Raw genomic sequence first — 14,487 nt, 5'->3', positions numbered from 1 at the left:
ATCATCTCGGGTCGTCTTCGGGTACGAGTGGTGCCGCGGTATAGGCGCCGCCTGCCCCGTTCCGCCGGCTCGACCGAAGCGGAACGGGGCAGGCGGAAGAGGTCACGGCACGGCGCGCCAGCGCCGGCACATCGGCTTCAGGACCGCGATGGCGAGAATGGCGGTGAGGAAGTCGAGCGCGATCACCGTTCCGAACACATAGGTCCAGGATTGCGTCGCCTCGTAGAGCATGGCGGCAAGGGGGCCGCCGAACACCGCACCGACGGCGGTTGCCATCAGCAGGATGCCGAAGTTGTTCGCGGCGTGCCGGGGGCCGAACAGATCGCCGAGAAGCGCGGGGAAGAGGGAGTAGATCTCCCCCCACCCCAGGAACACGACGCCGGTGAGGATGACGAACATCAGCGGATCGCTGCCATAGTGCAGGAGAAGCAGGATGGCGCAGCCTTCCAGCGTGAACGCGACGGCCATCGTATTCTCGCGGCCGATATGATCGGAGATCCAGCCGAAGAGCGGCCGCGTCAGCCCGTTCATCGCCCGGTCGACGGTGAGCGCGAGCGGCAGGGCGGCCAGTCCGAACACGGTGACCGCCGGGGTGATCCCGAAATCCTTGGCGAATGCGCCGATCTGGGAGATCGCCATGAGGCCGCCGGTCGCCATCATGCTCATCATCGCAAACAGCAGCCAGAACATCGGCTGGCGGACCATCTCGCTGGTACGATAGCTCCTCGCCGCAGCGGCGCGGTGCTGCAGTTCCTCCCGCACGTCGGACAGGTAGTTCTGCGGCGGCCGCCGCATGCCGAGGGCCGCAGCGACGCAGACGCCGCCGAGGATCAGGCCGAAGATGGTCAGCGTCTGCTCATATCCGATCGCCTGGAGCGAAGTCGCGATCGGGAAGGTCGTGACGATGGCGCCGAAGCCATAGCTTCCCGAGACGATGCCGATGGCGAGGCCGCGCCGGTCGGGAAACCACTGCGTCATCAGCTCGATGACGGCGACGTAGATCATCCCTGTCCCGACACCGCTGAGGACGCCATAGGTCACGTAGAACAGCATGATGTCGGTCACCTCGGCCGACAGGATCCAGCTCAACCCCACGAGGACGCCGCCGGCGGCGGCGAAGGCCTGTGGCGAGAACCGGCTCGCCAGGAAGCCGTGCATGGGGCCGAAGCCGCACTGGAAGATGCTGAACAGCGCGATGGTGATCTGGATGGCGGCCAGCGAGGCCGCGAATTTCGTCTGCAGCGGTCCGACGAACAGTGCCCAGACATATTGCGGGCTGGAGATCGCCATCATGGCGATGGTGCCGACGGCCAGCTGCGTCCATCGCGAACGGCGTGTGCTGGCGTCCAGCGGCACGGCGACAAGCGGCGGCGAATGCAATGCGCTCATGTGATTTCCCTCCCGGTGGGTGATGGTCGGCGCAAGGCCGCATTCGCTGCTAGGCCAAGGCGTCGAACCGTCCTCCCGGCTCGGCGCCTGTCGCCGCGTCAGATCGCGATGGTGGGGTAGTCCTTGCCCAGCCAGTGCTCGAGACGCCTGGCGAATTCGCGCTGGAACGACAGTGGGCCGCTCCGCGCCGACCAATCCTCGTCGTGAAGGGCGATGAACATGGTCAGCGAGAGGAAGAAGTGGGCGCCCATCTCAAACAGCGCCACGTAATCATGCTCCACCAACGCTCTGCGCTCGGCCTCCGTCAGATGATTGACGGTGCTCATCTCGGCATCGTTCAGCCGCGGCCCGATCGATTGCTCCCAGCTCGCCACAAGTGCCGCCGGGTTTTCCTTGTAGCGGCGCAGCAGCTCCGGATCTCGGTCGACCGTGTAGAGGAACTTGTTGACATAATACTTGCTCATGCCGGCCTCTCCTGCGGGTACCAGGTGAAGTAAGCTTCCATCGTATGATAGAGATCGAGGTTGTCGACGTAGTCGGCCGCGATCGGACCGGCGATCCCCATCATCAGGATCAGATCCATGAAGCCGTGCGTGGCGTTGCCGCTCTTGGTCATGCTCTCATGCGTGACGTTGGCGAGGATCTCGTCGATATTGCCGGTCGACAGCCACTCGATCGCCTGCCGGTCGAAATCCGGATCCGGACCGGTCTGGCCGAACTGGCGTGGCCCGCCGAGCTCCAGCGACAGATGCCCGCTGCCGACTGCGGCGATCCGCTTGTCGGACGGATATTCGTCGATGATGTCGCGGATCGCCCGGCCAAGGTCCCAGAACCGCTTGGGAGACGGCAGCGGCGGGGCAAAGATGTTGGTGTAGATCGGGACGATCGGCAGGTCGGCGTCCGGCCTGGTGGTGATGATCGGGCAGATGATCGAGTGATCGATCTTCAGCTCGTGGCTGAAGGAGAAGTCGAAGCCGCGGTCGAGCAGCCCGCGATGCATGAAGCCCGACAGCTCCTCGTGCCCTTCCAGCACGTATTTCGGAAGGCCGAATTCGCGCTCCTCGTTATAGAAGGTCGCGTCGTAGCGCGGCGCCTTGCCGATCATAAAGGTCGGATAGTTGTCGAGGAAGAACTGGTGGAAGTGGTCGGCTCCGACCATGACGAGGATGTCGGGCTCGGCGCGCGTCAGGGTCTCGCGATAGGCCTCGACCTTGCGCTTCCATTCCGCTGCCTGCGGGATCTGCTGGTCTGGCGGGGCGGAGGTCGCCTTGAGATAGAAGGGGTGATGCGTGGTGGCCAGCACGGCCGCGAGTGTCGCCATAGATCTCCTCCCAGAGAAAATGTCGTCAGTGTCTGCCGCTGCCTGGCATCAGGCCGCCGCCTCCGCCGCCTCGGCTGTGGACGCGGACGCAGACGAACGCTCGGGCCATACGCCTGGACTGCGCGCGAGAGCCGCGCGGATCGCAGCGCCATGCTGGTCCACCACCGGCGCGGCACGCACCGCCGAGGCCCGTTCGCCGTCGAAGGCGAAGGCCGGCCGCACCGTCCGCTCGGCGCCTTCGATCCGGTCGGCGACTGGCACGATCATGTCGAGGTGGCGCGCCTGCGGATCCGACACGACGTCGGGAATGGAGTTGATCGGGGCATAAGGCACGTCGAAGCCCGCGAAGCGCTGGACCCACGCGTCGCGATCACGGGTCGCGAAAACGGCGTTCAGCGCGGTGTTGAGCGCTTCATAATTGTCGATCCGCTTCAGCCGCTGGTCGAAGCGCGGGTCAGTGGCCAGCTCCGGCGTATCGATGGCCGCGACCAGAGCGTCCCAGAACTTGTCGAGCGAGGAGAGGTGGAAGGCGAACAGCTTGCCGTCGCGGCAGCGGACGATGAAGGCCTGGGCAAGGCGCGGGCGGTCGACGCCGCTCGGCTCCTCGCCGAGCGCGAAGTAGCCCATGAACGGCTCTACCGCGAAATGCATCATCGCCTCGAGCATGGAGACGTCGATGCGCTTGCCGCGTCCCGTTCGCCCCCGCTCGACGAGCGCGGCGGAGATTCCCAGCGCGGCATAGATGCCTGTGATGGCATCGGCGAGCGCCGGACCGATGAAACGGGGCTGCTCCGGATCGATGGCAACGCTCAGGAAACCGCTGACGGCCTGCGCGACGGAATCATAGACGGGGCGCTGCGCGTAGGGCCCGTCCGGACCGAAGCCGCTGATCGAGCAGTAGACGAGCTTCGGATTGACGGCGCTCAGCGTCTCGTAGTCCGCTCCGATCCGTTGGGCCGCGCCTGGCCGGAAGTTCTGGATGTAGACGTCGGCCTCCGCGATCAGCTGATGGAAGATCGCCCGCTCGCCGGCGTCCTTCAGGTCCAGACCGATGGCGCGCTTGTTGCGGTTGTAGGCCTGGAAATGGGCGCTGTAGAACCCGGCCTTGAAGCTGCGATAGGGATCGCCATTGCCCTGCGATTCCACCTTGATGACGTCGGCACCAAGGTCGGCGAGCATCATCCCGGCGCATGGTCCGGTGATGAAGGTGCCCTGCTCGACGATGCGAACACCGCTCAACACGTTCAGCATGTGCAGATCCTAATTCTCGTTGGGCACGAAGCCGGCGGGCGCAGGGCCGTCATAGGTGATGGCCCCCGCGCCGGCATGCGACAGCACGAAGCCGATCGGGCGGGTCTGCTCCTCGAGGAGGTGGGCGATCAGCCCGGCGGTGCGCGCCAGCAGCGGCACTCCCTTCAAAGCAAGCAGCGGATATCCCGCGTCCAGGAGGACGCAAGGGATGGCGCTCGACACGTTCATCATCAGCGGCTTGCCGACGACGTCCGGCATCAGCGCTTCGACAGCCTTGGCCGCCTCGCAATGCGGTCCGGCGAGCCCGAGCTCGGTTGCCAGCGACAGGAGACGCTCGGCCCGGGGGTCGCGGCCCTTATGCAGCGGGTGCCCGTAGCCCGGCAGCGCGCGTTTGGCCGCACGGTAATGCCGCATGACCGTCTCGGCCGCGCGCTCGAGCGGCGCATCGCTGTCCGCGCGCTCCGTGAGGATCTCCTGGAGAAGGCGGCCCGCCGTCTCGGCCGCACCGAGGATCACCGACCCACAGCCGAGAAGCCCGGCGGCGACGGCACCCTGGATCGCCTCCGGCGCTGCGGCCAGCGTCATGCGGCTGGCCTGCACGCTCGGCACGAGACCATGTTCGGCGATCGCCACCAGAGTGGCATCCAGCATCCGCCGCTGGCGATCGTCTGGAAGCGATCCGGTGATCAGCAGCCAGGTGTAGTCGGTGAAGGAGACCGAGCCGATCAGATCCTCGACGAGGTCATGACCCCGCACGATGATCGTGTCCGGGTTCGATGTGCATATGGATTGATGCGGAGCGGTCTGCTTGCCGATCTTCACGCTAGGGGCCCCTCCCGGCCTTCTTGCGGGCGTGCGCCGACCGACCAACAGCCGAACGCCTTTCACCCCGCACCCTCCCAAGCTCCCTATTATTCTCTAGGAGAACTTATATTCTCATAATGAATTTGCCGACGGCGGGAGTCAAGCGTCCTCGCGATGCTGCGAACGGCGCTTGAGGGGTGATGCCAGCGGGCGATGCGTGTGCAAGGCAGAAGGTCGCCGGCGCCTTGGTCGGCGCTTCGCGCGGGGATCCCTACGGCGACGGCGAGGCTCGATGCGCATGATGACTGGGCAGAAGCGGTTGATACGCAGCCACACACGCGTCAGACGTGCGGCTACGCCTCAGGGGCGGCTGGGCGCCAGCGAGTGCAAAAGGGCCGGGAAGCGCGCCAGAAGCTGACTGACCCGGTCGGCCGCAACGCGCAGCTCCGGCAACCGGTTTTCGACCAGCTCTTCCGGCGACAGCCGCGGCGTGTAGCCGGAGCTGTTGATCGAGCAGATGACGCGGCCGGACATGTCCTTCACCGGTACTGCGATCGCGGTGATGCCGTAGTCGAGCTGATCCACGGTCACGGCATAGCCAGCGGAGCGCGTCTGCGCGAGGATGGCTCGCAGCTCGCTCTTGTCGGTCACCGTATGATCCGTCAGCGGCACCGGTACCAGACGTTCCAGATAATCCTCGACCTCGTCCTGTGGCAGGGCGGCAAGGAGGACGCGACCCATCGACGTGGCATAGGCGGGGTAGGTCACCCCCAGGGTCGCGCTTCGCCGAGCGACACGGCTGGCCGCCACATTGGCGATGTAGAGGACGTCGCCGCGATCGAGCACCGCCATGTTCGCCGCATCGCCGAACAGCGACGTGATCCGGTGAAGCTCCGGAGTCACGGCTTCCTCGACGCTGAACGCGTTCAGATAGGCCGATCCCAGCGTGAGAATGCGTGGCGCGAGAAGAAAATGCTTGTTGTGCCGCCGCACGAAACCGAGCGCCTCCAGCGTCAGGATATTGCGCCTGACGGTTGCGATCGACATGTCGAGCTTGCGGGCGAGATCGGCGAAGGTCATCTCCGGCTGCCTGGAGTCGAAGGCTTCCAGAACGGCGAGGCCCCGTGCCAGAGCCTCGACGAACTCCGGCGCTGAGCGGTCGATCCCGACGGGGTCGTTGGAAGCCAAGCGGCGCTCCTCCATGATGCACCAAAGCTGCCGTTGCCTGCGGGGCTCGAACAGCTATTCGCCCAACGAATAATAGGCTGAACGAAGCCGCTGTGCCAACGAGGTGCTGTGTTATCCACGCTGCGGAAAGGCGCACCGCATTGGAGCTGGCACGCGCGCAGACCGACAGGGAGGCGATGCTAGAAGCGGATCGACAGGCCTCCATACGCTATTCTTGAGAGCAGCAAGTGATGAGCGAGGTCGGAATCTCCGTCTCGCGGGCGGTCAGGCCATGGCTGTCCTGGAAGCCGACATCTTGAGCCTCAGCCCTCGCACGATCGAGAAGAATCTGGAGACCATCTTCCGCAAGCTGGGTGTCGAGAACCGCACCGCCGCTGCGGCCCTGGCGATGCACGAGCCTTAGCGTGGTTCGATAGATGCAGAGACCGCCGGAGCCGCGGCCTGCAGGGGACGGCTGAGGCCAGCCTTATACGGCTCAGTCCAGCCTTATGACGACGGGAGTTGCGAGGCCGCTCCGAAGCGCGCCGGACTGAAAGCCGTGATGTCGATGGAGGGTGATCGTCCGGCAAGAAGATCAGCGACGATCCGCCCCGTCTGGGCCGCGCCGGCAATCCCGACATGCCCGTGCCCGAACGCATACACCACCTCCCGGCTGCGCCGGGAATGACCGATCACCGGCAGCGAGTCGGGAAGGCTCGGCCGAAATCCCATCCAGGTGGAGAGGCGCTCCTCGGGATAGCTGGAGGCGAGGCCCGGGAACAGCCGCCGCCCGAGCGTCAGGAGATTGTGGGCGCGGCGCATGTCCGGCGCGGCCTCCAGCCCGGCGAACTCCACCGTTCCTGCCAGGCGCAGCCCGCCCTCCATCGGCGTGCAGACGAACTTGCCCTCCGCGTCCATCATCGAGGTGCGGGGCATGACTTCGGGATCGCGGATCATGATGTGATAGCCGCGCTCGGTGTCGAGCGGAATGGCGTCACCGAGTTCGGCCGCGAGCGGCTTGGAGAAGGCGCCTGCGGCAATCACCACGCGGTCGGCCGGAACGACGCCGGCATCCGTCTCGATGCCGCTCAGCACCGATCCCTCGAAGGCGAGGCCCCGCGCCCGTCCCTTGATGAGCGTACCGCCATCGCGCTGGAAGGCGTCCGCCAGAGCATTGACCAGGGCATTGGGGTTGGTGGTGTGGCCGTTGTCGGGGATGAAGACGCCGAGCCGGTAGTCGGGCGATAGCGCCGGCTCCTGCTGCCGGAGCTCGTCCTCGCCCAGCACCTGGAACGGGATGCCGGTGTCGGCCCTCAGCTTCCAGCCAAGCGCGTCGCCCTCGAAGGCCTGCTTGGAACGATAGACGACGAGATGGCCGTTGCGCCGGACGAGATGCTCGGCGCCGGCATTGCGGACCAGCGGCGCCCATGCGTCCGGCGAGTCGCGCAGAAGCGCCCGCAGCGCTTGGGCCTGCCCCTCGACCCTGTCCCGGCTGCCGGCCTTGATGAAGCGCAGGAGCCAGGGAGCGATGGTCGGGAGATAGGGCCAGCGGATCGAGAGCGGCCCCAGCGGATCAAACAGCCAGCCCGGAACCTTGTGCAGCATGCCCGGCATCGACATCGGCACCACCGAGGACGGATTGAAGCAGCCGGCATTGCCGAAGGAGGCGCCGTTGCCGATGCCGTTCGGCTCGAGGATGAACACCTCCGCACCGTCGCGCTGCATCCAGCTTGCCGCCGCGACGCCGATGGCGCCGCCGCCGATGACACCGATGCGCATGTCGTCTCCTTTGAATGTGTCCTGATCGTCGCGTCCCGTCCGGTGTGCCGACTCAGGCCGTGCCCGTCGGCGCCACGGCGAGGCGGAGGCCGTCGAAGCGGCCGTCCACGTAAAGGAGGGGCTGCACGTCCTCTCCCCAGAGCCGGATCTCGACGGTGCGGGCGACAAAGATCGTGTGGCTCTCGACCTCCATGGTCGAGACGACCTCGCAGTCGAAGCTCGCCAGCGCCCCCGCGAAGGCCGGCGATCCCGTCGCCAGGCTTTCCCAGCGCGGATCAAGGAAGCGCCGGTCCCGGTGCTCGGACGAGGAGAACAGCTGCGCCATCGCGGCGTCATGCTCCGACAGGACATTGACGCAGAAGACGCCGGAGGCATGCAGCGCGCCGTGGCAGGAAACCTGCCGGTTGACGCAGACGAGCAGCGAGGGCGTCGGCTCGGCGCTGACCGCCGTTACCGAGGTCGCGGCAAAACCCTTCGGACCGCCGCCAGGCTCGATCGTCGTCACCAGCGAGACGCCCGATGCCAGCCGGCGCATGCCGCGTTTGAAGAGAAGGGGGTCGATCATCGAAGACTCCAGAAAATTCCATACCGCGGCACCGGGGGCGGCTCGCCCCGGTGCGATGCAGGCGGATGTCACCTGCCTAGACGGCGGCCTTGCGCCGGCCCGCAATCCAGCTCGAGAGGAGGACTGCGAGGAGACAGACGGCGGCGAGCAGCGTGAAGACGGCATTCACAGAGGGCGTGAAGCCGAAGCGCATCTGGTTGAAGACCCAGATCGGCAGAGTCGGCGAGGATCCGGTCAGGAACAGCGTCACCATCACCTCGTCCGCCGACAGCGTCAGCCCGAGCAGCGCGCCGCCGATAATGGCACCACGGATCATTGGCAGCAGCACGTGGAGGAAGCTCTGCAGCCGCGTCGCGCCGAGGTCCTGCGAGGCTTCCATCAGGCTCGGATCGAGCCGCCGCAGCCGCGCCAGGACCAGCATCAGCGTGACCGGCATGACGAAGCTCGACTGGCCGATCACCGTCTTGGCAATGCCCGAGGGGATCGAGAACAGCTCCGTTCCGAGCACCATGACGACGCCGAGCACGATGCCGGGCGTCGCCAGTGGCAGGGCCAGCGCGATCTCGCAGGCACGCGAGCCGGCGACGCGTCCGTAATGGAGGATCAGCGCGAAGGCCGTGCCGATCACGCTGGACACGAGGACGACGAGGAGGGCGACGAGCAGCGAGCGCTGGGCGGCGGCGATCAGCGCCGCATTGCCGGCGAGCTCCCCGTACCAGCGCAGCGTGAGCGACGGGATCGGAAAGGCCTGCAGCGTCGACGATCCGAAGGAGAAGAGGATGATGATGGCGAGCGGCGCATAGAGGAAGAGAACGGTGGCGGTGAAGCCGCAGCCGCCGAGGAGGCGCCCGAGCCGCTCCGTCCGCCCTTCAGGCGCCCGCGCGGTCTTTACGCCCTCATCGCCGAGAAGGATGCCGCGCGACGGGCACAGCGCGAAGACGATGCCGAGGATGACCGCGACGCTCAGGATGAGGACGACGGCGAGCGCCGAGCCATAAGGCCAGTTGTTCGACATGCCGAACTGCGAGGCGATCACCATGCCGATCGTGGTGCCGTCGATGCCGCCGATCATCGATGGCGTTACGTAGTCACCGACCGTCACCAGGAAAGCGAGGGCAAAGCCGATGGCAAGGCTGCGCCGGGTCAGCGGCCAGATCACGTGCCGGAAGGTCTGCAGCGCCGTCGCGCCGGAATCCTCGGAGGCTTCGAGCAGCGCCTGCGGGATCTTCTCGAAGGCGCCGACGACAGCGATGAAGACGAAGGGGATGGCGATGTAGGCGAAGACCAGCAGCACCGATGTCGGGGTATACAGAAAGGCCGCCGAGGGTGCGTCGAGAAGTCCGCTGGAGACCAGGAAGGTGTTGAGGATACCCGACTGGCCGAGGATCATCCGCCAGGCGAAGACCCGCATCAGCAGGCTGATCCACAGCGGCAGGATGATGAGGACGACGAGCAGCCCCTTATGGCGGCGGACCACCCGCCCGACATAGAAGGCGAGCGGATAGGCGATCAGCGCGCCGAGCGCGCAGGCCAAGAAGCTGAGCCATAGGGTGCGGCCGAGCAGCGTCCAGAAGCCGGCGGACTTCCACAGCCGGACATAGTTCACCAGCGACGGCTCGAAGACCATGAAGCCGTTGGCGGTCTTCAGGATGCTCGCGCCGATCAGCAGCGCGTTGGGCAGGAGCACGATCAGCGCCAGCCAGGCATAGACCGGCAGCGCGACGGGATTGACGGACGAGACGATGCGGCGCGCCAGGCTCTGCCGGTAGACCGTCGGCACTCCCATGACCGCCGCCTCAGTCACGAAACACCTGGGTGCTGGTGAGGTCGAAGTCGACATGGACGGGCTGGCCAACGGCGAGCGTCGTGTCGCGTTCGGCCGGAATGCTGCCGATCAGGCTGAGCTCGCCACAGCGCACGGCAACCTCGCAGTTGGTGCCGAGGAAAAGGATGTCCTCGACAATCCCCGGCAGGGCGGAGGATGGACCGGCCACCCCGTTGCGGGGCGAGATCCTGACGGATTCGAAGCGCAGCGCCATGCGTGCCGGGCCCGGGCGGTCGGAGGTGATGGCGGGAAGCCTGGTGCCCTCGATCACCGCCACGAAGTCGGAGCCGGCAGGCTCGAACCGGATCGGGACCAGATTGGACCGGCCGACGAATTGCGACACGAATTCCGAGCGCGGCTCGAAGTAGATCTCGCGCGGGGTTGCAAGCTGGGCGATCCGGCCATCGCGCATGACCGCAACGCGGTTCGACATCGACAGGGCCTCGCCCTGGTCGTGCGTGACATAGACGAAGGCGATGCCGAGTTCCTTCTGCAGCTGAACGAGCGTGTGCTGCATCTGCTGACGCAGCCGCAGGTCGAGTGCGCCAAGCGGCTCGTCGAGAAGCAGGATCTTCGGCCGCGACACGACCGCGCGGGCGAGAGCGACGCGCTGGCGCTGCCCTCCCGAGAGCTGGTGCGGCAGCCGCTCTGCATAGGGGCTCATCTCCACGAGCGCCAAGGCCGCCTCGGCCTTGGCGCGCCGCGGCCCCTTCGCCTCACCCTGCATCCGGAGGGGATAGGCGACGTTGTCCCGCACCGTCAGATGCGGGAACAGCGCGTAGCTCTGAAAGACGGTGCGCACGTCCCGCCGAAACGGCGGGGTGTCGTTGACCATCGTGCCGCCCATGACGACGCGGCCCCGGTCAGGCGTCTCGAACCCGGCGATGATCCTGAGGATCGTCGTCTTGCCCGATCCGCTCGGACCGAGAATGGAGAAGAACTCGCCCGGCGCGACCGAGAAGGACACCCGGTCGAGCGCGGGCTTGCTCGCCCCATCATAGGTCTTGTCGATGGTCTCCAGCGACAGGACGCTGTCTGCACTGCGGATGGACATGGCGCCGAACTCCGGGGGCGAGAGGGCGGGTTTCAGAGCGTGCCGGCCTTGAAGTCGTTCCAGAGCTGCAGGCGCCGGTCGAGGTCCTCGGGCTTCTGATAGACGACGAGCTTGTCCCAGAAGTCGGGCGCCTCGGAATCGAGGATGTTGGTCACCTTCAATTCGTCTTCGGTCAGACCGCCGTCACGCGCCGTCTTGGCGTCGAGAATGCCGTTGTTCGTCGAGGCCTTGATGAAGCGGGCCTGCCACTCGGCGGTCAGATTGTCGTTGATGAACTTGTAGACGATCGGCCGGTCGCCCTGCGGCGAGATGCTGGCGCAGTCGATCCAGGTCGGGGTGCCTTCCTTCGGCAGCGTGTACTTGAAGTTGAAGCCCTTGCGCTGCAGCGAGGTGACGACGGCGACATTCTGGCAGTAGCCGATCACGGCGTCACCGGCGGCATAGATGGTGGACGCGTCGTCAAAGCCTTTGGCGATGACGCGGATCTGGCTGCGCAGCGCCCGCAGCGCCTCGACGCAGGCGTCGAACTCGGCGTCGGTGAGGTTGAACGGGTCCTTCGCGCCGGCATAGAGCGCGATCATCGGGAAGGTGATGGTGCAGTCGTCGAACATGTTGACCTGGCCCTCATGGGCCTTGTCCCAGAGCGCCGCCCAGCTGTCCGGCTCCTTCACCTTGTCGGCATTGTACATCAGCGGCTGGGTGCCCCAGTTGTAGGGGATGCCCATCGTCGCGCCGTCGACGCCGGTATAGGCCTTCCAGTCCAGCCGCGACGTGATGGTCGAGGCGTTCGGGACCTTGGAGACGTCGATCTCCTTGATCAGGTTGCCGGCCTTGAAGCGGGGCAGCGATCCGGTCTCGACATAGAGGATGTCCGGCTGAATGGCGCCGGAGAAGGGCTGCGCGAACAGTTCGTCCTCCGAGCCGATCCGGACGGCGTTCACTTCGGTGTTGTTGGCCTTGCCCCATTCTTCGACCCAGGCGTCGTCATGGTAGGTCTCCCAGGTCAGGAGCGTGATCGTTTCGGCGGCCCACGCCTTCCGGATGACGGCCGGCGCGAAGAGCGCCGTCGCTCCGAGCGTGCCGCCGGCCTTCAGCAGCGAGCGGCGATTGAGAATGGGGGTCTTCTCGAACATGGCAGGCTCCGCGAGTTGGCGATGACGGAGATGGACTCGCAAAGAGCGTGCCATTTGCTTGCGCTCCGGTCACAGCTCGCGCGCCCGGCGGGGCATCGCTGTTTGCGTGCCCGCATGTCGGCGCTGGCCGGCGCCGGCGCGAGCGGTCGTGCTGGCGCATCCTTGCAGCCGCTGGCGGGCTGGGCCGCCCGTTCGCACAGGCTCGCCGCGACGCGGATCAACTGTGAGACGGTTTCGCAGCGCTGCAAGCGTCACCTGCGATTCCGCAGGATGTGCGCTGCCGCTGTCGCCGCCGCCCTGCATCGTCAGAAGCGTTGCGGGCGAAGCTTGTGGAAGCGGAGCTTGCGATAAAGGGTCGCCCGGCTGACATTCAGCGTCTTGGCCGCCGCATCGACATTGCCGTCGAGGCGCCTCAGCGTCTCCAGGATCAGGGCGCGCTCCGCTATGGCGGCCGCGTCCTGGATGGTGGCGGCCGGTGCGCTGGTCGGTATCTCGGCGGCGGCCGGCCTCGTCCCCGCGGCGGGCCCGTCGAGGGCAAGATCGCCGACCTGGATCACCCCGTCCTCGCAGAGGTGAACGGCGCGATGCAGGACGTGCTTGAGCTCGCGCACATTGCCGGGCCAGTCATGCGCCTGCAGCGCTGATCGGGCAGCCTCCGACAGGGTGATCGGCGTCTCGCCGCTGACGGCGGCGAGGACCGCATCGAAGATGGAAGAAGCGTCGGGGCGCTGCCGCAGCGGCGGCATCAGGACGACGACGCCGGCGATCCGGTAATAAAGATCCTGCCGGAACAGGCCGGCGGCGACCCTGGCCTTCAGATCCTGATTGGTGGCGGCGATCACCTGGACGTCGACATGCCGCGTCGTCCCCGAGCCGAGCGGACTGACCTCTCCCGTTTCCAGCACCCGGAGAAGGCGCGTCTGCAAAGCCAGAGGCATGTCGCCGATCTCGTCGAGGAACAGGATGCCACCATCCGCCTCCGCCACCCTGCCGCGGTTGCCGGTGCGGCGCGCGCCCGTGAAGGCACCCTCGGCATAGCCGAACAGCTCCGCGTCGATGAGCGTCTCCGGCATCGCGGCACAGTTGAAGGCGACGAAACTTTTGTCGCGGCGGCTCCCGTCGCGGTGAATGGCGCGCGCCAGTGTGTCCTTGCCGACGCCGGTTTCGCCGAGGATCAGGATCGGCAGCGCGCTGCCGCTGATCTTGCGCAGCAGGCGCAGTGTCGGCGCATGCGCCGGATCGGACCCGAGGCAGTCCTCCACCGCGGGAAGAGACGGCTTGGCCGGCTTCGCAGCCGCAGCGGGTTCGGCCTTGCGGCCTTCGATCAGCGGCGGGCGGCCGGCCCGCCGGGCCAGCAGCGGCCTGGCTTCGAGAATGTCGAAGCTGACGGATCGGTCGCGGATCTGCAGGTTGATCGGACGGCCGCCTGCGAGCGGGGCGGTCGTCTCACGATCGCCGAGGATGGAGGCGATCGATACGGGCTGGATGGCACCGTCCCAGCCGAGCGACTGGCGGGCGGCGTAGTTCGCCCCGATGATCCTGTCCTCGTCCAGCGCCAGCAGCATCACGCCGTTCGCCGCCCGGCCCATCAGGATCGTCCTGTCCCTGAACCGGTGCCGGAACAGATGGTCGCTGAGGCGCTCGGCCGACTTCACCACCAGTCCGCCGACGAGATCGAAGGTCTCGCGCCGGATGTCGGGATTGCCCGTGGTGAAGTTCAAGACGCCGATCATCTCGGCTTCGGCGGACAGGATCGGGGCCGCCGCGCAGGAGAGCTTGCTGTAGTCGTGGAAGAAGTGCTCGTTCTTGAACACCTGCGTCGGCCGTCGCTCGATGACGCATGTCCCAACGCCGTTGGTGCCGCTGACGCCCTCCGCCCACAGCGTTCCGGAGCGCTCCGATTCCACGAAGTTGCCCGCTTCCCGGTCTGAGCGGTAGTAGAGGATCAGCCCGGCGGTGTTGGAGAAGCTGGCGCCGAAGCCGGCCGCCGAGAGCGGCTCCCAGATATAGTCGAGCTCCTCCTTCGCGGCGTTGATGACTTCGTCGAGAGGCTCGCGGTGCTCGCGCATCTCGTGGTGCGTCAGCGTGACGGACCGCGGCGACACCGATCTTTCGAACCGGTAGCGCTCCGCGCAGCGTCGCCAGGAGGCATCGAGGCGCGCCGGCCGGCGCGCGAAGATCGAACCTGTGGAAGATGGA

General features: G+C 66.6%; 12 protein-coding genes and 1 pseudogene. 1 reads left to right on the top strand and 12 read right to left on the bottom strand.

Annotated features, from left to right (window positions below; all coding sequences use genetic code 11):
• Positions 1-102: 102 nt before the first annotated feature.
• The 6 genes from oxlT to C0R46_RS09755 all read right to left on the bottom strand — a co-directional run bounded on the left by oxlT (position 103) and on the right by C0R46_RS09755 (position 5,953).
• Positions 103-1,389 carry an oxalate/formate MFS antiporter gene (gene oxlT, locus C0R46_RS09780; protein WP_102959438.1) on the bottom strand — a complete coding sequence of 429 codons (1,287 nt, stop codon included), beginning with the start codon at positions 1,387-1,389 and terminating at the stop codon, positions 103-105.
• A 98-nt stretch (positions 1,390-1,487) separates the two neighbouring features.
• Positions 1,488-1,853 carry a hypothetical protein gene (locus C0R46_RS09775; RefSeq protein ID WP_102959437.1) on the bottom strand — a complete coding sequence of 122 codons (366 nt, stop codon included), beginning with the start codon at positions 1,851-1,853 and terminating at the stop codon, positions 1,488-1,490.
• Entirely contained in the window at positions 1,850-2,710 is an 861-nt protein-coding gene (locus tag C0R46_RS09770; protein ID WP_102959436.1) for a DODA-type extradiol aromatic ring-opening family dioxygenase, read from the bottom strand. The genes C0R46_RS09775 and C0R46_RS09770 overlap by 4 nt, the downstream gene beginning before the upstream one ends.
• A 48-nt stretch (positions 2,711-2,758) precedes the next feature.
• Positions 2,759-3,961 (bottom strand): CaiB/BaiF CoA transferase family protein, encoded by a 1,203-nt coding sequence (locus C0R46_RS09765; RefSeq protein ID WP_102959435.1) that lies wholly within the window; start codon positions 3,959-3,961, stop codon positions 2,759-2,761.
• Between the two features lie 9 nt (positions 3,962-3,970).
• Positions 3,971-4,783 carry a citryl-CoA lyase gene (locus C0R46_RS09760; protein ID WP_102959434.1) on the bottom strand — a complete coding sequence of 271 codons (813 nt, stop codon included), beginning with the start codon at positions 4,781-4,783 and terminating at the stop codon, positions 3,971-3,973.
• Positions 4,784-5,125: 342 nt separating this feature from the next.
• A complete protein-coding gene (locus C0R46_RS09755) occupies positions 5,126-5,953 on the bottom strand; it encodes an IclR family transcriptional regulator domain-containing protein (RefSeq protein WP_245413509.1) in 828 nt (275 codons plus the stop codon).
• Positions 5,954-6,239: 286 nt separating this feature from the next.
• Here C0R46_RS09755 and C0R46_RS09750 point away from each other — a divergent pair.
• Positions 6,240-6,356, top strand: a pseudogene (locus tag C0R46_RS09750) (LuxR C-terminal-related transcriptional regulator); the annotation flags it as partial.
• Between the two features lie 83 nt (positions 6,357-6,439).
• Here the strand turns inward: C0R46_RS09750 and C0R46_RS09745 are convergent.
• The 6 genes from C0R46_RS09745 to C0R46_RS09720 all read right to left on the bottom strand — a co-directional run bounded on the left by C0R46_RS09745 (position 6,440) and on the right by C0R46_RS09720 (position 14,393).
• Positions 6,440-7,711 carry an NAD(P)/FAD-dependent oxidoreductase gene (locus C0R46_RS09745; RefSeq protein WP_102959431.1) on the bottom strand — a complete coding sequence of 424 codons (1,272 nt, stop codon included), beginning with the start codon at positions 7,709-7,711 and terminating at the stop codon, positions 6,440-6,442.
• A 52-nt stretch (positions 7,712-7,763) separates the two neighbouring features.
• Positions 7,764-8,276, bottom strand: a complete 513-nt coding sequence (locus tag C0R46_RS09740) for a flavin reductase family protein (RefSeq protein WP_102959430.1) — start codon at positions 8,274-8,276, stop codon at positions 7,764-7,766.
• A 76-nt stretch (positions 8,277-8,352) separates the two neighbouring features.
• Positions 8,353-10,062 carry an ABC transporter permease subunit gene (locus C0R46_RS09735; protein ID WP_102959429.1) on the bottom strand — a complete coding sequence of 570 codons (1,710 nt, stop codon included), beginning with the start codon at positions 10,060-10,062 and terminating at the stop codon, positions 8,353-8,355.
• Positions 10,063-10,072: 10 nt separating this feature from the next.
• The gene (locus C0R46_RS09730; RefSeq protein ID WP_102959428.1) at positions 10,073-11,155 is read right to left on the bottom strand and encodes an ABC transporter ATP-binding protein; all 1,083 of its coding nucleotides are present in this window, start codon (positions 11,153-11,155) and stop codon (positions 10,073-10,075) included.
• Between the two features lie 32 nt (positions 11,156-11,187).
• Positions 11,188-12,288, bottom strand: a complete 1,101-nt coding sequence (locus tag C0R46_RS09725) for an extracellular solute-binding protein (protein ID WP_102959427.1) — start codon at positions 12,286-12,288, stop codon at positions 11,188-11,190.
• 305 nt (positions 12,289-12,593) lie between these two features.
• Positions 12,594-14,393: a sigma-54-dependent Fis family transcriptional regulator gene (locus C0R46_RS09720; protein WP_198598285.1), complete on the bottom strand. Its 1,800-nt coding sequence runs from the start codon at positions 14,391-14,393 to the stop codon at positions 12,594-12,596.
• Positions 14,394-14,487 lie beyond the last annotated feature (94 nt).

Source organism: Mangrovicella endophytica (assembly GCF_002893625.1).
GTDB lineage: Bacteria > Pseudomonadota > Alphaproteobacteria > Rhizobiales > Rhizobiaceae > Mangrovicella > Mangrovicella endophytica.
Note: the sequence above shows the minus strand (reverse complement) of the source record. Positions and strands in the feature narration are given on the sequence as shown.